This window comes from Nonomuraea gerenzanensis (assembly GCF_020215645.1).
Classification (GTDB): Bacteria; Actinomycetota; Actinomycetes; order Streptosporangiales; family Streptosporangiaceae; genus Nonomuraea; species Nonomuraea gerenzanensis.
The window spans coordinates 11283482-11300759 of the sequence record NZ_CP084058.1 but is presented as its reverse complement, the minus strand read 5'-3'; the positions used below and the strand labels follow the sequence as shown (position 1 = coordinate 11300759).

Sequence of the window (17278 nt, the reverse complement as noted above, 5' to 3'; positions counted from 1 at the left end):
CGTCTCGCCCCGGCGAGCCGGCCGTTCGGCTCACCGGATCAGCGCTTCGTGCAGCGCCGTAGCGAGCTGCCGCGCGGCGTCGCGCAGGCGGGGCACGACGCGATCCCCCGGCTGGTACGCCCGCCCATCCGCATACCCCGCCGCCGTAGCCACCAGATACCGCTCCCCCGACCCCACGACCACCCCGGTGAAGTACTGCCGGTCACCGAACCGCTCGGCCGGCCCACCGGGAAAGGCCGCGGGCCGCACGGTGGCGGGCCGTCCGGCGCCGTTACGCCCGGGGGCCGGGGCGTCGAGCACGGCGATGCCCACGGTGACGACGAAGGTCTGCGTGCTGTCGGCGTACGTGGCGCGTAAGGCGACGCGGCAGCCCGGACGCACGGCGGCGGGCTGGAAGGCGGTCCGGCAGGGCGCCTCGGGGGCGACCCCGTTGAGCACGTACGTGACCCTGGCACCCGACGGGCTGGAGCCGGGCACCGCGCCGGGGAACACCCGCGCGACCGGCCAGGCGTGCCAGCGCTCGGCGACGGGCGCCGCCGGGGTGGGCCAGATCAGGGAGACGAGGGAGAGCAGCACAACGGACAGGTGGTACACGGCGACCTCGAACGGAAGGGGAGGGACCTCCGATCTGCCCATGCATTCTGACATGGGAGGGCGCCCTCAATCCGACGCTTCGGTAAACAGACCGATACGTGGAGTAGTTACGGTTCTGCGGCTTTCCGTATATTGAGGGCTATGGAGAGGGGGATAGTCGCACATGTGCCCCCGGCGGGAGCCCCAGCCTCTGGGCCGCGTCACCGGAGTTGACCGCGATCGCGATCAGCCCCGCCGAGTCCGCGAACGCCACCAGCTCGCCCGGCGGCACCGCCGCGTACGTCTCCCTGAACGGCAGCGCGAGCTGCCGCCGCCCCAGCCACACCCCCAGCGTGTCGCCCACCCGCACGCCGAGCGCGTGCAGGTCGCCGGCCGCGATCGACAGCTGCGTGTTGCCGTAGCGGTCCACCGAGACGACCTCGCCCTCCACCGAGCCGTCGCGCAGCAGCGAGGTAGGCTCGGGCAGGGAGACCAGTCTGGCCAGCGGCACCTCGGGGCCCAGGTCGGCCGGCCGCAGCCCCCCGCACAGCCGCCCCGCGACCGGCGAGAACACGTCGCGCCCGTGAAAGGTCGGCGAGACAGGGTGCAGGAAGTGATCGGCGTTGCTGATCTCGTACGCCGCCCGCGCGCCGCCGCTGGCGTGCACGGCCCACGACAGCAGGCCGTTGTCGGGCCCGATGAACACCCGGCCGCCCGCCTCCACGGCCACCGCGCGCCTGGCGCCGCCCGCGCTCGGGTCGACCGCGCCGATGTGGATGCCCTGGGGGAGATAGGGGATGGTCTGCGCCAGAACCGCCGCGCCACGCCGTACGTCACCGGCGGGGATCAGGTGGCACACGTCGATCACCCGCGCCTCGGGGGCGATCCCGGCGATCACTCCATGACAGGCCGCCACATAACCATCCTCAAGCCCGTAGTCGGTGAGGAGCGTGATGACTGGGGTCACATTTCGTGACTGTACGTCTCCCGATCCGCCGTGAACAGCCGCACTCCGCACATTACGATGGCCACGGGCCGCGTGCGGGCGACGCGATCGTCATCCGCCCCTTTCGAGGAGGACACCATGGGAGCACCGCTCAGCGGTGACAATGCTGCCCACGAACCGTCCCGCCGACCACTCTCGGACCGCGAACTCGAGCTCCTCGCCTTCGAGCGCCAATGGTGGCGCTACGCGGGCGCGAAGGAGCACGCCATCAAGGAGACCTTCGGGATCTCCGCCACCCGCTACTACCAGTTGCTCGGCGAGCTGATCGACCGCCCGGAGGCTCTCGAGCAAGACCCCATGCTGGTCAAGAGGCTGCGCAGGTTACGGTCCACGCGCCGGCGTGACCGCGCCGCCAGAAGGCTTGGCATGCGTCCCTGACCCGCTGGGTACGGCAGGCGCGTGAAGAACATCCCTGGAATGGAAGCGATCCTGAGCGATCCGGCAGGCGCCGTGATCGGGCTCGACTTCGACGGCACCCTGTCGCCGATCGTGTCCGACCCCGCCAAGGCCGTGATCCACCCGAAAGCGCCCGAAGTACTCGCCGACCTGGGCGCGCACGTCCTCGCGGTGGCCATCGTGACCGGGAGGCCCGCGGCCACCGCACTGGAGCTCGGGCCTGGCCTGGCCGACGTGCCGGGGCTCGTCGTGCTCGGCCACTACGGCTTCGAGCGCTGGGAGGGCGGGCGGATCTCCGCGCCCCCGCCCCCGCCGGGAGTGCCGGAGGCCGAGGCCGAGCTGCCGCTGCTGCTCGACTCGCTCGGCCTGAGCGAGGTGGCCATCGAGGACAAGGGCCGGGCCGTGGCCGTGCACACCAGGCGCAGCCCCGACCCCAACGGCGCGCTGGCCACGCTGCGTGACCCGCTGGCCAGGCTGGCCGAGAAGCACGGCCTGGTGATCGAGCCCGGGCGCATGGTGCTGGAGCTGCGGCCGCCGGGCATGGACAAGGGGCACGCGCTGAGCCTGTTCCTGGCGGAGCGGGCAGCCAGGTCCGTCATGTTCGTGGGTGATGACCTGGGCGATCTGGCCGCTTTCGACGCCGTACGCGCCTCGGGGCTGCCGGGGGTGACCGTGTGCAGCGGCTCCACCGAGGTCACCGCGCTGGCCGAGCGGGCCGACATCGTGGTGGACGGGCCCGACGGGGTGGTGGCCCTGCTCGCCGAGCTGACCTCGGCCTTCACCCGCCCGTGAGAGCCGCTTTCAGTCATCGGCGACTGATCTGCAAGTGGTGATCCCTAGAGTCGGCGGCATGCACAAGCGTTACCTCGCCGTCGTGGCCGCCACCGGAGTGGCCGCGGCCACCCTCCTGTCCTCCTCGCTGCCCGCCGCCGCCACCGCTCCCGCCCAGCCGCTCACGTTCAGGGGCATGACGCTGTACGTGCCCATCCAGTGGGTGGTGCACCGGTTCGGCGGCGACGTCGTCCAGGTGGTCACCGGCAAGTGCGGTAAACCTCAGGGGTGGAGCACTCCGGAGTGTGACGCGTTCTACCTGCTCGGGCCGTCGTACATCAAGATCGGCGCGGAGGGCTTCGGCCCGTACACCGGCAAGCGGCCGTTCTACCCGTCCAGCGACGCCCAGCCCTGCCCGTTCAACGACAAGTGGGGCGAGGTGATCGGGCCCAAGGTCAGCCGAGGGCTGCGCCAGGTCGGTCCCGGGCACAAGGCGGCCTACAACAGCTGGCAGGCCACGTGCGTCTCCTACTCCAGCGGCAAGGTCCACAAGCGGTTCACGCAGCGCGAGTGGTACCTGCCGAAGTCGAAGATCCTCGTGGTGGACCAGTGGAGCACACCGGGCCTGACCGACACGCTCAAGCACGCCGATTGGGTGTGACGCGCGCCGGCCGGCGGTGATGCGCGCCGGCCGGCGGTGATGCGCGCCGGCGGTGATGCGCGCCGGTCGTAGTGACGCGCGCCGGCCGGCGGTGACCGGGCTCAGGTGCGCCGGCCGGGTGCCAGCACCCCGGCGACCGCGAGGCCGATGAGCGCCGGCACCATCAGGAACGCGTTCCGGGTGCCGAAGCCGTCGGCCAGCGCGCCGAGCACCAGCGGCCCGATCGCCATGGCGGCGCCCGCCCAGATGGGCGAGGCCGCCGCCGCCAGGTCGGCCCGGCCGCCCGAGCCGGCGATCAGCGCGCTCAGTGCGAGCGGGAAGTGCAGGGCGACGCCGAGCCCGCACACCACCAGCCCGGCGTACGACAGCACCGGCCGGCCGCTCAGCCAGAACACCAGCCACCCGGCGAGCGTCAGCCCCAGCGCCCCCACGAACAGCGGGACCGGCCGCAGCCGCAGCGCCAGCTGAGCCCCGGCGAACCTGCCCGCCGCCATGCCCGCGATGAACGCCGTCAGCCCGGTGGCCGCCACGGCCGTGGCCAGCCCGGTGCTGACGGCGAGCAGCTCCGCGGCCCACAGGTTGAACGTGAACTCCAGCGCCACGCAGCAGAACAACACCAGGCCCGCCAGGTGGAACCGCCAGCCCACCCGGGCCCGCGTGGCGGATGCCGTGCCGGTCCCCGTGCGTGGCCCGGCGTCCTTCCGGCCGGGCCCGGCGTCCTGACCTGGCCCGGCGTCCTGACCTGGCCCGGCGTCCTCGGGGCCGGGCCCGGCGGCCTGCGCGTCGGCGGGCCGGTGACCCGGCCAGACGCGGCCCATGGTCAGCGCGAGCAGCACACTCATGACAGGCGTGACCAGCAGCGCGGCCCGCCAGCCCAGCGCGCTCTGCCCCGCCACGCTGAGCCCGAACGTCATCACCATGCCCGCCACCACGGCGACCGCGTTCGCCTCGCTCAGGGCGGCGGCCCCGGCGGCCCCGTGGTGGTCGCTGAGCGCCGCCATGGCGGTGTAGAGCATGACCGAGCCGAAGCCGCCCGCCACGCCGTACCCGAGCAGGGTCACCGGCAGGGCGTCGGCGGCGAAGACGGTGAGCATCCCGGCACTCATTCCCGCCAGGCCGATCCAGCTCGTGGCGCGCCGCCCCCACCGACGGGTGAGCAGGGGGAGCAGCAGGCCGGCCGCGATCGTGGCCACGGCCATGGCGGTGCCGTGCAGGCCCGCCACGGTGGCCGAGGTGCCCTGGTCGGCGCGCAGCAGGGGCAGGGCGGCGCTCAGGCCGTACACGAAGCTGGCGAAGGTGCTGAGCTGCAGGTAGATGAGCCAGGTGGGGCGGTCTCTGATCAGACGGACGGGCGATGAGGCCGCGGTCACCCGGGCAGGACCTCGCTCTCCCATGTCAGGTGAGCGCTTCGAGCTGGGTCGCGAGCCACTTCTGCGGCGGCAGGGCGGTGGCGGCGGCGTGCAGCTTGTCGCGGCGGGTGCGGCGCTCGTCCTCCGGCATGACCAGCGCGTCGTGCAGCGCGGCGGCCGTGCCGCTGATGTCGTAGGGGTTGACCACGAGCGCGTGCGCGCCCAGCTCGGCGGCGGCGCCCGCCTCGCGCGAGAGCACCAGCGTGCAGCGCGGCGACAGGACCGGGCCCTCCTTGGCGACCAGGTTCATGCCGTCGCGGATGGGGTTGACCAGCAGCACGTCGGCCATCCGGTACGCGGCCAGCGAGCGCGGGTAGTCGTCGTTGACGTTGAGTATCAGCGGGTCCCAGTCCTCGGTGGCGTACTCGTCCTCGATCTGCTGGGCGCAGCGCTGCACCGAGGCGGTGTACTCGCGGTACTCGGGCAGGTCGTGGCGGCTGGGGTAGGCGAAGGCCAGGTGCACGACGCGGCCGTGCCACTCGGGGTGGGCGGCGAGGAACTCGCGGTAGGCGATCAGGCCGCGCACGATGTTCTTGGACAGCTCGGTGCGGTCGATGCGGACGATCAGCTTGCGGTCGCCGACCTGGTCCCGCAGGGCGGTCATGTGCGACTCGACGTCGGGCTCGCAGGCCCGCCGCCACAGGGCCTCGCCGTCGACGCCGAGGCTGTGCACGCCGATGCGGGTCGTCCTGCCCTCGTACGTGACGCTGCGCCCCACCCGGTCGGCCTCCGCGCCCAGGAGCCGCTCGCAGCAGTCCATGAACGCCTGCGCCCACCTGTCGGTGAGGAACCCGGCGTGATCGGCCCCCAGGATGCCTTCCAGGACCTCGCCCGCCACGTCGTCGGGCAGCAGGGAGAAGTATTCGGGCGGCGCCCACGGGGTGTGGCTGAAGTGCGCGATGCGCAGGTCGGGCCGCTCGGCGCGGAGCATGGCGGGGGTCAGCGTCAGGTGGTAGTCCTGCACCATCACGCGGGCGCCGTGCCCGGACTCCTCGGCCAGCGCCAGCGCGAAGGCGCCGTTGTAGTCGCGGTAGGACTCCCACTCGCGCTCGAACCTGGTGCCGAAGTTGGGGGAATTGGGGATGTCGTAGAGCAGGTGGTTGACGAACCACAGGGTGGAGTTGGCCACGGCGTTGTAGGCGCGGTGGAAGGTGGCGGGCGGGATGTCCAGCATCCGCAGCGGCCCCGTGTCGTAGCCGGCGTGGTCGATGCGGCCGCCCGCGGCCAGGCGGACGGCGCTGCGGTCGCCGTCGGACAGCGCGGCGCAGACCCAGAGCACGCCGTCGTCCTTGGCCACCCCCGACAACCCGGAGACGAGGCCGCCGCCGCCGCGCCGCATCGTCAGCTCACCGTCGTCGGAGACGGTGAAGGAGACAGGCCCTCTGTTGGAGGCCAGCAGGACGCTGTTCATCGAGCACCCCCGGAGATGCCCCCGCCTTCGGACGGGGAGGGAACGGGACCCCTGCGGGGCAGGGCAGAGGCGGGTGGTCCGCTGTCGTCGGGCTCCCTTCCATCGCGTTCGGGAAGGGAAGTAGGCAACTCGGCTCCCTTCGATCATAGGATCCCAGCTATGGCGCTTGATGAGCTAACCGAGGAACTCGCCCGCTCCGCTGCCGCGGGAGATCATCGTGCACTTGGCGAGCTGCTCGCGCGGATCGAGCCGGACGTGATGCGGCACTGTGCCCGGATCCTCCCCTATCACCAGGACGCGGAGGAGGCCTCGCAGGACACGTTGCTGGCGGTGGCGCGTAACATCGGCCGGTTCGAGGGGCGGGCCAGGTTCAGCACGTGGTTGCACATCGTGACGGCCAACTGCGCGCGTACGACGTACCGGTCGCTGAAGCGCAGGGCGGCCGAGCAGACCTCCGACGAGCTGCCCATGCAGAAGCCGGACGTGCGGCGGGTCAGCGTGATCGCGGGCTCGCGGCTCGACCTGCTCGACGCGATGGAGGCGCTGGAGGCCGACAAGCCGGACCTGGCGCAAGCCCTCGTGTTGCGCGACATCGTCCAGCTCGACTACAACGAGGTGGCCGAGCAGCTGAACATCCCGCTGGGCACGGCGAAGTCGCGGATCCATCAGGCCCGTAAATACGTGCAGGGTGTGCTGGGCGAGGACTATCGCTGAGACTGCTTGTCTCGCATGTTGAGACGGGTGGTAATTTCGGGCACTTAAGCGGGTAGAGTCCATTTCAACAACTTCATATTGCTCATCCAGAGGGGTGGAGGGACCGGCCCTGCGAAGCCCCGGCAACCCTCCCGGCTTTCGACTCGCGACCTGGCGAGGCCGACCGGGACAAGGTGCCAATTCCGGTTCGCGGTCAAGGTGGCCGTGGGCGAAGATGAGGGAAGGCCTCGCTTCATGTCGCTCGACTTTGGTCCTGCCGTCGCTCTGTCCTGCCGCGAGTGCGGCGCCCGCTACCCGCTGGGCCCCAGCTTCGCGTGCCAGGAGTGTTTCGGGCCGCTGGAGGCGGCCTACGACTTCGGTGACGTGACCCGCGCGGAGATCGAATCGGGTCCCGCCAACATCTGGCGTTACCGCTCGCTGCTGCCCGTTCCCTCGGACGTGGCCAGTAAGCCGAATATGAACCCCGGTTGGACGAAATTGGTCAAGGCCGGAAACCTGGGCCGCGCGCTCGGCATCAAGTCCCTTTACGTGAAGGACGACTCCGGCAACCCCACCCACTCCTTCAAGGACCGGGTCGTGGCCATGGCCGTCGAGGCGGCGCGCAACTTCGGCTTTCACACGCTCTCCTGCTCCTCCACGGGCAACCTCGCCGGCGCCGTCACCGCCGCCGCCGCGCGGGCCGGGCTCGACGCGTGCGTGTTCATCCCGGCCAACCTGGAGCAAGCCAAGATCACCATGGCGCGCGTGTTCGGCGGGCGGCTGATCGGCATCGACGGCACCTACGACGAGGTCAACCGGTTCTGCTCGGAGCTGATCGGCGACCCCATGGGCGACAAGTGGGGCTTCGTCAACGTGAACCTGCGGCCGTACTACGCCGAGGGCTCCAAGACGCTCGCGTACGAGATCGCCGAGCAGCTCGGCTGGCGGCTGCCGGAGCAGATCATCATCCCCATCGCCTCCGGCTCGCAGCTCACGAAGATCGACAAGGGCTTCAAGGAGCTGATCAAGCTGGGCCTGGTGGAGGACACCCCGTACAAGGTGTTCGGGGCCCAGGCCGCCGGGTGCTCGCCGGTCTCCACCGCCTACAAGGCCGGCCACGACGTCGTGCAGCCGGTCAAGCCCGACACCATCGCCAAGTCGCTGGCCATCGGCAACCCCGCCGACGGGCCGTACGTGCTGGACATCGCCCGGCGCACCGGAGGTGGCGTCGAGGACGTCACGGACGCCGAGATCGTGGCCGCGATGAAGCTGCTGGCCTCGACCGAGGGCATCTTCGCCGAGACCGCCGGCGGGGTCACCGTCGGCGTGCTGAAGAAGCTCACCGAGAGCGGGGTGCTCGACCCCGAGGCGGAGACCGTGGTGCTCAACACCGGCGACGGGCTGAAGACGCTCGACGTGCTCGGCGGCGAGTCCGTGCAGCCCACGGCCGTGATCAAGCCCTCTCTCGACGCGTTCCGCGCGACTGTCTGACAACCAGGAAAGGCGATTAGTACCATGAGCGTTTCTGTGCGGATTCCCACCATTCTGCGCACATACACCGGGGGGAACGCGGAGGTCAGTGGCGAGGGCGCGACTCTTCGTGACGTGCTCGCCAAGCTCGACTCCGACTACCCGGGGATCGGCGCGAGAATTCTGGATGAATCGGGCAAGATTCGTCGTTTCGTCAACGTTTACGTTGGGGAAGAGGACGTCCGTTTCGCCGAAGGGCTCGACACTCCAGCCCCTGAGGGCACTCAGATCTCCATCATCCCGGCGGTCGCGGGCGGCTGAGCCCGCAGACCCACCCTTGAAGGCGCCCCTAGTGGGCGCCTTCTCCTTTTCCAGGGGCAATTCAACGTTGAACCACCCGTACTGCGAAGAAATAGGCGGTTTGCGGATTGACTCTGTTGCCAAACCCCGTGCCACAGGTATGGTCGAGGGCGATCGTCTGGCTGCTTTTCCGTTAAGTCATACGATTACAGGTCCCGCGGAGGAATGGGCGAGATCTGGGAGACCAGTAAGAGGAGTCGGAAGTGGCGCAGGGCACCGTCAAGTGGTTCAACGCGGACAAGGGCTACGGCTTCATCGCGGTAGACGGTGGTAAAGATGTATTCGTCCATTACTCAGCGATCCTGATGGACGGGTACCGCTCTCTCGAACAGGGGCAGCGTGTCGAGTTCGAGATCACGCAGGGCCAGAAGGGGCCGCAGGCGGAGTCCGTCCGCGCGGTCTGAACGTCGAGCTGGTGTGCACCGGACGGGATCGCACGGCAACGCAGTCCGTGCGAGCCGTCACCTCTCTTTCGCCGACTCGTGTGCGGCGGGTCGCTCCCGCGGCTCGCCGCACCGACTGACTGACCTGGGCGGGAATGCCGGGCGGAGTGGCGTTCGCTTGCACTCGGCAGGGTAGAGTGCTAAACAGTTCGTTGGCACTCTGTGCAGCAGAGTGCCAACGACCGGATCGAGACGATGGGGTCTGCCGCACGGAGATGTGGACCCATGCCGTCGCGGGCGTCGGCTCGGTCCACGACAAGCCACCCTGCATCTGGGAGGTCTAGCCTTATGGCAGCCAAGATGATCGCGTTTGACGAGGACGCCCGGCGCGGTCTCGAGCGCGGTATGAACCAGCTCGCCGACGCCGTCAAGGTGACCCTCGGCCCCAAGGGCCGCAACGTCGTACTGGAGAAGAAGTGGGGCGCTCCCACGATCACCAACGACGGTGTGTCCATCGCCAAGGAGATCGAGCTCGAGGACCCTTGGGAGAAGATCGGCGCTGAGCTGGTCAAGGAAGTCGCCAAGAAGACGGACGACGTCGCTGGTGACGGCACCACCACCGCCACCGTGCTCGCCCAGGCGCTGGTGCGCGAGGGCCTGCGCAACGTCGCCGCCGGCGCCAACCCGATGGCCCTGAAGAAGGGCATCGAGGCGGCCGTCGAGCGCGTCAGCGAGGAGCTCTCCAAGCTGGCCAAGGATGTGGAGACCAAGGAGCAGATCGCTTCGACCGCCTCCATCTCCGCCGCCGACGCCGAGATCGGCTCGCTCATCGCCGAGGCGATGGACAAGGTCGGCAAGGAAGGCGTCATCACCGTCGAGGAGAGCAACACCTTCGGCCTCGAGCTCGAGCTCACCGAGGGCATGCGCTTCGACAAGGGCATGACGTCGATGTACTTCGTCACGGACTCCGACCGCATGGAGGCCGTGCTCGAGGACCCGTACATCCTGATCGTCAACAGCAAGGTCTCGGCCAACAAGGACCTGCTGCCGCTGCTCGACAAGGTCGTGCAGTCCGGCAAGCCGCTGCTGATCATCGCCGAGGACGTCGAGGGCGAGGCCCTGGCGACCCTGGTGGTCAACAAGATCCGCGGCCTGTTCCGCTCCGTCGCCGTCAAGGCGCCGGGCTTCGGCGACCGCCGCAAGGCGATGCTGAACGACATCGCGATCCTGACCGGTGGCCAGGTCATCGCCGAGGAGGTCGGCCTCAAGCTCGAGACCGCCACCCTCGACCTGCTGGGCCGCGCCCGTAAGGTCGTGGTGACCAAGGACGAGACCACCATCGTCGACGGTGCCGGCGACGCCGAGCAGATCTCCGGCCGGGTCAACGAGATCCGCGCCGAGATCGAGCGCACCGACTCCGACTACGACCGCGAGAAGCTGCAGGAGCGGCTGGCCAAGCTGGCCGGCGGCGTGGCCGTCATCAAGGCCGGTGCGGCGACCGAGGTCGAGCTGAAGGAGCGCAAGCACCGCATCGAGGACGCCGTCCGCAACGCCAAGGCGGCCGTCGAGGAGGGCATCGTGCCCGGCGGTGGCGTGGCGCTGCTGCAGGCCGGCGCCAAGGCCTTCGACAAGCTGGAGCTCAACGGCGACGAGGCCACCGGTGCCGCCATCGTCAAGAAGGCGCTGGAGGAGCCGCTCAAGCAGATCGCCGTCAACGCCGGTCTCGAGGGCGGCGTCGTGGTTGAGAAGGTACGCAACCTCACCCCGGGTGAGGGCCTCAACGCGGCCTCCGGCGAGTACGTCAACATGTTCGAGTCGGGCATCATCGACCCGGCCAAGGTGACGCGCTCCGCGCTGCAGAACGCCGCCTCCATCGCGGCGCTGTTCCTGACCACCGAGGCCGTCATCGCCGAGAAGCCCGAGAAGACCCCCGCCGCCCCGGCCATGCCGGGCGGTGGCGACATGGACTTCTAGGTCTAATCGCGTCGTACGGACGAAGGGCGGCCCGGGCTTTTCCGGGCCGCTCTTGTTTTGTTTATCTGCTATTACGTTTCACAATTGATCGATTACTTGGAGTGAGGGAAGGTGGTGGCGCCCAACCTCGACCGAAGGAGCACACAGTGCTTTTCCGCAGCACGCGTATTTTCGGCATCGCGGCCCTGACACTGGCCGCCGCGTTCGCCGTGACCGCTCCGGCGCACGCCGATGACCACTGGTCCGCCCTGTTCGTCCCGGTGGACGCCGGCGAGGAGGCGGAGGCCGAGGCGCACGCCGACGAGATCGCGGCCCGGGCGCGCGCCGACGAGGCGGAGAACCGGGCGCACGCCGAGGAGATGGAGGCCAAGTCGGATGCGGCCGGCGAGCCGGGGACCCGGGTGCACATCGACAGGCGGTCGACGCCGGACATCGTGCTGCCGCGCGAGCTGCACATGCCCATCTGCGCGCCCGAGGGGGGCTTCGGCATCCCGCTCCTCGACCAGGTGCTGCCCGAGCTGGTGGGCTGCCCGGCGGCCGCCCTGGGCCGCTGACCCCGGCCACGCCGGGCCGCTTCGGCCACGCCGGGCCACGTCGGCCGCTTCGGTCGCTTCGGCCGGCTCGGCTGCTGACCCATACTGCGTGTCGGCTGTTCGGCTGCCGAGGCTAGCCGTGACCGCCCACCGGGTGCCGGGCCGGAGCCCGGCGCCCGGTGCCGGTGGCGGGTGGGTCAGACGCCGAAGTGGGCGACGACGTGCCCCCTGGCCAGGGTGTTGGCGGTGATGTTGAAGCCCACCACCGCCGGGCTGGCGTCGCTGTCCACGCCCAGCTTGTCCACACCCAGCGCGTGCACCGTGAACACGTAACGGTGCGGGTCACCGGGGGGCGGGGCCGCGCCGCCGTACGCCTTGAGGCCGTAGTCGTTGCGGGCGTGGACGGCGCCCTCCGGCAGGCCCTTGAAGTCGGGCGCCGTGCCCGCGCCGGTGGCCAGCTCGGTCACCGAGGCGGGCAGGTCGAACAGGACCCAGTGCCAGAACCCGCTGCCCGTCGGGGCGTCGGGGTCGTAGCAGGTGACGGCGTAGCCGCGGGTGCCCTCGGGGGCGCCGGACCAGCGCAGGTGGGGCGACTGGTTCTGGCCGGTCATGCCCCAGTCGTTGAAGACGTGCGCGTCGGCGAGCGTCCGACCGTCCTGGATGTCGTCGCTCTCGACCGTGAGCGCGGGCACCGGCGGCAGGAACTCGTGGGGAAGGGGTGCGGGCACGGCATCCTCCTAGAGTGAGTGGCTGCTTGCTCAGCCATCCTAGAAGCGGCCGCGCCCGCCGCTCGTCATGCCACGAGCTGCGCAGGGAGCGCCTTGTCGTGCAGGACCGTCAGTGACGTGACGGCCCGGGTCAGCACGACGTACAGCCTGGCCAGGCCGCGCGGCTCGGCCGCGACGATGTCCGCCGGCTCGACGACGATGACGTGGTCGTACTCCAGACCCTTGGCCAGGGTGGCGGGGACGACGAGGAGCCGGTGCTCCTCGGCGGAGTCGGGGTCGAGCACGGCGTGCGGCAGGCCCGACAGGGCCGCGGAGACCTGCTCGACCAGCGTGTCGGGCACGATGACGCCGATGGAGCCCTCCTTCGCGAGCGCCTCCTCGGCGGCGCGCGCCACCTCCAGGCCCTGCCGGACGGTGAGGGAGCCGGCGCCGGGGCGCAGCGAGCGCGGGGCGGCCAGGTCGGGGGCGATGGAGGGCAGCAGGCGGGCCGCGAAGTCGAGCACCTCGCGCGGCACGCGGAAGCCGAGCGTCAGCTCCGTCACCTCGCCCTCGCGCTGCCCGAGGTGCTCCAGCACCGACTCCCACGAGCGGGTGGACCACGGCGTGGTGCCCTGGGCCAGGTCGCCGAGCACGGTCGCGGAGCCGTTGCGGCAGCGCCGGCCGAGCGCCCTGAGCTGCATCTCGGACAGGTCCTGGGCCTCGTCCACGACGAGGTGGCCGAGCGAGGGCGTGCGCTCCATGAGGTCGCGCAGCTCGTCCAGGAGCGCGGCGTCCGCCGCCGTCCACTTCGCGGACTTCCAGCTCCGGTACGGCTTGCGCCAGAGCAACGTCTCCTGCTCCTCGGGCGACAGGTCGGCCTTGGCGGCCCTGGCGAGGAACTCGGGGTCGGACAGCAGCCGGTACAGCACCTGCTCGGGCGTCAGCTTGGGCCACACCGCGTCCACGAGCTGCTTGACCGGCTTGGACCTGGCCACCGCGTCCTGCACCCGGTCGTCGGGCGACTCGCCGCGCTGCTCCATCCTGACCAGCACCATGTGGGCCAGGCGCTGCGCCAGCGCGGCGCGGCCCGGGTTGTAGCGGGTGGTGCCGCGCAAGGAGGCCACGATCTCGCGGACCTCGTAGTCGGCCACCCGGTAGCGGTAGGCGCCCTTCGTGAACACCACGCCCTCCGACGGCTTCACGATGTGCAGCCACAGGGCGCGTTCGAGCACCGGGGCCATCCTGGCGTCGCCCTTCACCGCCGCGACGAGCGGGTCCTCGGGCGCGGCGTGCTCGCCGAGCAGGCCCGCGACCGTGGTCTGATCGACCTTGACCTCGCCGAGTGCGGGGAGCACGGAGGAGATGTAGGACAGGAAGGCCCGGTTGGGCCCGACGATCATGACGCCCGACCTGGCCAGCCGCTCCCGGTGGGTGAACAGCAGGTAGGCCGCCCGGTGCAGGCCGACGGCGGTCTTCCCGGTGCCGGGCGCGCCCTGGACGCACACGGTCTGGGCCAGGGTGGAGCGGACGATCTCGTCCTGGTCGGGCTGGATGGTGGCCACGATGTCGCGCATGGGGCCGGTGCGCGGGCGCTCGATCTCCTCGGTGAGGATCTTCGAGGGGCCGATCTCCACCCCCTCGCCGAGCGGCTCGTCCTCGAACGCGGTGAGCGCGCCGCCGTGGTAGCCGAAGCGGCGGCGGCGGACGATCCCCATCGGGTCCGCCGGGCTGGCCTGGTAGAACGCTCGGGAGACCGGCGCCCGCCAGTCGATGACCAGCGGCTTGCTGCCGCCGTCGTGCACGTGGCGGCGGCCGACGTAGATGGTGCCGGGCAGGTCGCTCTGCCCGGCGTCGGCGCGGTCGAGCCGGCCGAAGAACAGCGGGGTGTCGGGGTGGTCGGCGAGCGCGGCCACGCGCTGGTCGAGCAGCGACTGGAGGATCTGCTGCGACACCCAGTCGCCCGCCGCGTCCGCGGACAGCGACTGCGCGTGGGCGCGCATGGCCTTCAGTGCGGCCCTGGACTCGGCGAGGTGGGCCTGCTCGGCGGCCAGCACGTCGGTGGGTATGTCCGGGGCCAGCTTGTGTGTGGGCATGCGAAAGCGCCTCCCTGGTTCGTCAACGGAGGTGGTCAAAGGCAGCGAATCGGCCAGTCTAGTAGCGACTTCCGCGTGCTTCCAAAGCATTTACCGGTGAGGGGCGGGGTAGGGATAGGAGGTGGCGCGGATACAGCTGCGTTTCTCGCCGATCATCCCGACGATCGCGAGCTTCCTGCTCGCGGCACTGTGGGGGCTGTCGGTGTTCGCGGGGTGGGGGCTGGCGGCGTTCTGCGCGGGGGGCGAGGCCACGTCCGCGTGCTCGCAGCGGCTGGGCACGGTCTCCACCGTCTCGGGGCTGTTCGCCGCGCTGGCCGCCTGCTGCACACTGGCCGCCTGGCTGCTCCCTCGCTCCAGGCACGACCCTCGGGCGTTCGCGCGCCTGATGGGCGCGGGGGTGCTGGCCTGGATCGCGGCGGAGGGTGTGCTGTTCCTCGGGGGCCTGCTGGTGCGCTAGTGCCCCCGCAAGCTGGAACGAACCTGGGAATACCGAAAAATTCGGGCAAATCAGGTGGGTTTGCCGGATCATGAGGGTATGTCGCAGGCGGCGTGATAGTACGCAGGTGAGGGGGGTGGTTCGAATGTCGTCGGCCCGCGGAGTCTCGTGGACGTGACACCACGTTGAATGCCTGGCCGCTCCGTGCGAGCGGCCGGGCATCTTTACCCTCAGACGCCGCCCAGCACGTCGTCGGCGTCGATGATCTGGTAGGCGTACCCCTGCTCGGCCAGGAACCGCTGCCGGTGCGCGGCGAACTCCTGATCCACCGTGTCGCGGCTGACCACTGTGTAGAACCGCGCGCCCCCGCCGTCGGACTTGGGCCGCAGCACCCGTCCGAGCCGCTGCGCCTCCTCCTGGCGCGAGCCGAACGTGCCCGACACCTGGATCGCGACCGTCGCCTCCGGCAGGTCGATGGAGAAGTTGGCCACCTTCGACACCACCAGCACCTGGATCTCCTTGTCGCGGAAGGCCTGGTAGAGCCGCTCACGCTCCTTCACCCTGGTCTCGCCCTTGATGACCGGGGCGTTGAGGTGCTCGCCGAGCTCGTCGAGCTGGTCGATGTACTGGCCGATGACCAGCACCTGCTCGCCCAGATGGCGGCGGACCAGCGCCTCGGTGACGTGCGTCTTGGACGGCGTGGTGGCGCAGAAGCGGTAGCGCTCCTCCGACTCGGCCATCGCGTACGCCAGCCGCTCCTCGTCCGTCAGCGTCACGCGCACCTCGACACAGTCGGCCGGCGCGATCCAGCCCTGGTTCTCCATCTCCTTCCAGGGCGCGTCGTAGCGCTTGGGGCCGATCAGCGAGAACACGTCGCCCTCGCGCCCGTCCTCGCGCACCAGGGTCGCGGTCAGCCCGACCCGCCTGCGGGCCTGAAGGTCGGCGGTCATCCGGAAGATCGGCGCGGGCAGCAGGTGCACCTCGTCGTAGACGATCAGGCCCCAGTCGCGGGCGTCGAACAGCTCCAGGTGGCTGTAGACGCCTTTGCGCCGGGTGGTCATCACCTGGTAGGTGGCGATGGTGACCGGGCGGATCTCCTTCTTGTTGCCGGAGTACTCGCCGATCTCGTCCTCGGTCAGCGAGGTGCGCTTGAGCAGCTCGGTCTTCCACTGGTGGGCCGAGACCGTGTTCGTGACCATGATGAGCGTGGTGGCCTTGGCGTGCGCCATGGCGGCCGCGCCGACGATCGTCTTGCCGGCGCCGCACGGCAGCACGACCACGCCGGAGCCGCCGTTCCAGAACGCCTCGGCGGCCTCGCGCTGGTAGGGCCGCAGCGACCAGCCGTCCTCCCGCAGCGTGATCGGGTGCGCCTCGCCGTCGACGTACCCTGCCAGGTCCTCGGCGGGCCAGCCCAGCTTGAGCAGGGCCTGCTTGACGTTGCCCCGGTCGCTCGGGTGCACGATGACCGTGTCGGCACCGACCCGCTCGCCCAGCATCGGCTGGATCTTCTTCGAGCGCAGCACCTCTTCGAGCACGGCCCGGTCGGTGGAGGTCAGGATGAGCCCGTGGACCGGGTCCTTCTCCAGCCGCAGCCGCCCGTAGCGGGCCATCGTCTCGGCCACGTCCACCAGCAGCGCGTGCGGCACCGGGTAGCGGCTGTAGCTGATGAGGGCGTCGATGACCTGCTCGGCGTCGTGGCCGGCGGCGCGGGCGTTCCACAGGGCCAGCGGGGTGACGCGGTAGGTGTGCACGTGTTCGGGAGCGCGCTCGAGCTCGGCGAACGGCGCGATCGCCTTACGACAGGCGTCGGCCCGCTCGTGGTCGACCTCGAGCAGCAGCGTCTTGTCCGACTGGACGATCAGCGGTCCATCGCTCACTGGCTATCTCCGTGGGGTTCAGACGGGGGCCTGGCGCAACAGGACCATCGTCTCTCGATCCCGGCGCCCCCGCTCCGAGTCTCCAACAACGGGCGGGCCAGGATTAGTCCTCGGGATCGCCTGATCACTCGTCGAAGGCGCCGCTGACCCCCAGGGCGACGAACGTGCCGATGGTGAGCACGAAGCCCACCCCGAACAGGATCCAGCTCCACATGACCATGGTGCGGGCCGTGCCCGGCTCGCTGCTGGACTTGCTGATGGCCAGCCCCGCCAGGATCGCGCCCGGCAGCCCCAGGACGTTGCAGCAGGAGACCAGTGCGAAGAGGTTGAGCACCAGGGAGACGATCGCGTTGGCGCTCGGCCCGTTGCTGCGCGGGGGAGGCGGATAGCCGTAGCCGTACGGTGGGGGCGGCTGCTCGCCGTAGGGCGCGCCATAAGGCTGGTACGGATACCCCGACGGGTCACCCTGACTCATGTTCACCTCCAGACAGGTCAACACTTATCACGGAATTGACACGCGTCTGA

The 17278-nt window shown here is 70.4% G+C and carries 18 protein-coding genes and 1 riboswitch; of the genes, 10 read left to right on the top strand and 8 right to left on the bottom strand.

From position 1 onward, the window contains the following. Positions 1-30: 30 nt before the first annotated feature. Both LCN96_RS52610 and LCN96_RS52605 read right to left on the bottom strand, forming a co-directional pair. A complete protein-coding gene (locus LCN96_RS52610; protein WP_225269897.1) occupies positions 31-636 on the bottom strand; it encodes a hypothetical protein in 606 nt (201 codons plus the stop codon). A gap of 97 nt (positions 637-733) precedes the next feature. Further along, the gene (locus LCN96_RS52605; protein WP_225269896.1) at positions 734-1540 is read right to left on the bottom strand and encodes an SAM hydrolase/SAM-dependent halogenase family protein; all 807 of its coding nucleotides are present in this window, start codon (positions 1538-1540) and stop codon (positions 734-736) included. Between the two features lie 117 nt (positions 1541-1657). Here LCN96_RS52605 and LCN96_RS52600 point away from each other — a divergent pair, with 117 nt between their 5' ends. Genes LCN96_RS52600 through LCN96_RS52590 form a run of 3 tightly spaced genes read left to right on the top strand, consistent with a single transcriptional unit; the run spans position 1658 to position 3407 of the window. Continuing rightward, positions 1658-1957, top strand: coding sequence for a DUF3263 domain-containing protein (locus LCN96_RS52600; protein ID WP_225269895.1), 300 nt, complete (start codon positions 1658-1660; stop codon positions 1955-1957). Between the two features lie 39 nt (positions 1958-1996). Continuing rightward, the gene (otsB, locus tag LCN96_RS52595) at positions 1997-2767 is read left to right on the top strand and encodes a trehalose-phosphatase (RefSeq protein ID WP_225269894.1); all 771 of its coding nucleotides are present in this window, start codon (positions 1997-1999) and stop codon (positions 2765-2767) included. Positions 2768-2825: 58 nt separating this feature from the next. Then, positions 2826-3407 carry a hypothetical protein gene (locus LCN96_RS52590; RefSeq protein WP_225269893.1) on the top strand — a complete coding sequence of 194 codons (582 nt, stop codon included), beginning with the start codon at positions 2826-2828 and terminating at the stop codon, positions 3405-3407. Positions 3408-3508: 101 nt separating this feature from the next. On the opposite strand, the gene LCN96_RS52585 is transcribed toward LCN96_RS52590, so the two are convergent. Both LCN96_RS52585 and LCN96_RS52580 read right to left on the bottom strand, forming a co-directional pair. Beyond that, positions 3509-4777 carry an MFS transporter gene (locus LCN96_RS52585; RefSeq protein ID WP_225269892.1) on the bottom strand — a complete coding sequence of 423 codons (1269 nt, stop codon included), beginning with the start codon at positions 4775-4777 and terminating at the stop codon, positions 3509-3511. A 25-nt stretch (positions 4778-4802) separates the two neighbouring features. Next, positions 4803-6227: an alpha,alpha-trehalose-phosphate synthase (UDP-forming) gene (locus tag LCN96_RS52580; protein ID WP_225269891.1), complete on the bottom strand. Its 1425-nt coding sequence runs from the start codon at positions 6225-6227 to the stop codon at positions 4803-4805. A gap of 159 nt (positions 6228-6386) precedes the next feature. On the opposite strand from LCN96_RS52580, the gene LCN96_RS52575 reads away from it, so the two are divergent. The 6 genes from LCN96_RS52575 to LCN96_RS52550 all read left to right on the top strand — a co-directional run bounded on the left by LCN96_RS52575 (position 6387) and on the right by LCN96_RS52550 (position 11661). Then, a complete protein-coding gene (locus tag LCN96_RS52575) occupies positions 6387-6941 on the top strand; it encodes an RNA polymerase sigma factor (protein ID WP_080044716.1) in 555 nt (184 codons plus the stop codon). Positions 6942-7020: 79 nt separating this feature from the next. Beyond that, a riboswitch (SAM riboswitch) is annotated at positions 7021-7162 on the top strand. Between the two features lie 13 nt (positions 7163-7175). Then, complete coding sequence (gene thrC / locus LCN96_RS52570; protein ID WP_225269890.1) at positions 7176-8411, top strand: threonine synthase; 1236 nt, start codon at positions 7176-7178, stop codon at positions 8409-8411. Between the two features lie 24 nt (positions 8412-8435). Further along, a complete protein-coding gene (locus tag LCN96_RS52565; RefSeq protein WP_043633550.1) occupies positions 8436-8711 on the top strand; it encodes a MoaD/ThiS family protein in 276 nt (91 codons plus the stop codon). Positions 8712-8953: 242 nt separating this feature from the next. Continuing rightward, positions 8954-9154: a cold-shock protein gene (locus tag LCN96_RS52560; RefSeq protein WP_020546479.1), complete on the top strand. Its 201-nt coding sequence runs from the start codon at positions 8954-8956 to the stop codon at positions 9152-9154. Positions 9155-9481: 327 nt separating this feature from the next. After that, positions 9482-11107, top strand: a complete 1626-nt coding sequence (groL, locus tag LCN96_RS52555; RefSeq protein WP_080044720.1) for a chaperonin GroEL — start codon at positions 9482-9484, stop codon at positions 11105-11107. A 209-nt stretch (positions 11108-11316) separates the two neighbouring features. Further along, positions 11317-11661 carry a hypothetical protein gene (locus LCN96_RS52550; RefSeq protein WP_225269889.1) on the top strand — a complete coding sequence of 115 codons (345 nt, stop codon included), beginning with the start codon at positions 11317-11319 and terminating at the stop codon, positions 11659-11661. A gap of 176 nt (positions 11662-11837) precedes the next feature. Here LCN96_RS52550 and LCN96_RS52545 read toward each other — a convergent pair whose 3' ends face one another. Together LCN96_RS52545 and LCN96_RS52540 are read right to left on the bottom strand one after the other, a co-directional pair. Beyond that, a complete protein-coding gene (locus LCN96_RS52545; protein WP_225269888.1) occupies positions 11838-12368 on the bottom strand; it encodes a YbhB/YbcL family Raf kinase inhibitor-like protein in 531 nt (176 codons plus the stop codon). A gap of 65 nt (positions 12369-12433) precedes the next feature. Then, the gene (locus tag LCN96_RS52540) at positions 12434-14440 is read right to left on the bottom strand and encodes a HelD family protein (protein ID WP_225269887.1); all 2007 of its coding nucleotides are present in this window, start codon (positions 14438-14440) and stop codon (positions 12434-12436) included. 121 nt (positions 14441-14561) lie between these two features. Between LCN96_RS52540 and LCN96_RS52535 the strand changes: the two genes are divergently transcribed. Then, positions 14562-14897 (top strand): hypothetical protein, encoded by a 336-nt coding sequence (locus tag LCN96_RS52535; protein ID WP_225269886.1) that lies wholly within the window; start codon positions 14562-14564, stop codon positions 14895-14897. A gap of 209 nt (positions 14898-15106) precedes the next feature. Here LCN96_RS52535 and LCN96_RS52530 read toward each other — a convergent pair whose 3' ends face one another. Both LCN96_RS52530 and LCN96_RS52525 read right to left on the bottom strand, forming a co-directional pair. Continuing rightward, the gene (locus LCN96_RS52530) at positions 15107-16753 is read right to left on the bottom strand and encodes a DNA repair helicase XPB (protein WP_225269885.1); all 1647 of its coding nucleotides are present in this window, start codon (positions 16751-16753) and stop codon (positions 15107-15109) included. 124 nt (positions 16754-16877) lie between these two features. Next, a complete protein-coding gene (locus LCN96_RS52525; RefSeq protein ID WP_225269884.1) occupies positions 16878-17228 on the bottom strand; it encodes a hypothetical protein in 351 nt (116 codons plus the stop codon). Between the last annotated feature and the right edge of the window lie 50 nt (positions 17229-17278).

Bases quoted from the DNA above. Each gene is read 5' to 3' on its own strand.
- LCN96_RS52610 (WP_225269897.1), bottom strand. From the start codon at position 636: ATGGGCAGATCGGAGGTCCCTCCCCTTCCGTTCGAGGTCGCCGTGTAC.
- LCN96_RS52600 (WP_225269895.1), top strand. From the start codon at position 1,658: ATGGGAGCACCGCTCAGCGGTGACAATGCTGCCCACGAACCGTCCCGC.
- otsB (WP_225269894.1), top strand. From the start codon at position 1,997: ATGGAAGCGATCCTGAGCGATCCGGCAGGCGCCGTGATCGGGCTCGAC.
- LCN96_RS52590 (WP_225269893.1), top strand. From the start codon at position 2,826: ATGCACAAGCGTTACCTCGCCGTCGTGGCCGCCACCGGAGTGGCCGCG.
- LCN96_RS52580 (WP_225269891.1), bottom strand. From the start codon at position 6,227: ATGAACAGCGTCCTGCTGGCCTCCAACAGAGGGCCTGTCTCCTTCACC.
- LCN96_RS52575 (WP_080044716.1), top strand. From the start codon at position 6,387: ATGGCGCTTGATGAGCTAACCGAGGAACTCGCCCGCTCCGCTGCCGCG.
- thrC (WP_225269890.1), top strand. From the start codon at position 7,176: ATGTCGCTCGACTTTGGTCCTGCCGTCGCTCTGTCCTGCCGCGAGTGC.
- LCN96_RS52565 (WP_043633550.1), top strand. From the start codon at position 8,436: ATGAGCGTTTCTGTGCGGATTCCCACCATTCTGCGCACATACACCGGG.
- groL (WP_080044720.1), top strand. From the start codon at position 9,482: ATGGCAGCCAAGATGATCGCGTTTGACGAGGACGCCCGGCGCGGTCTC.
- LCN96_RS52540 (WP_225269887.1), bottom strand. From the start codon at position 14,440: ATGCCCACACACAAGCTGGCCCCGGACATACCCACCGACGTGCTGGCC.
- LCN96_RS52525 (WP_225269884.1), bottom strand. From the start codon at position 17,228: ATGAGTCAGGGTGACCCGTCGGGGTATCCGTACCAGCCTTATGGCGCG.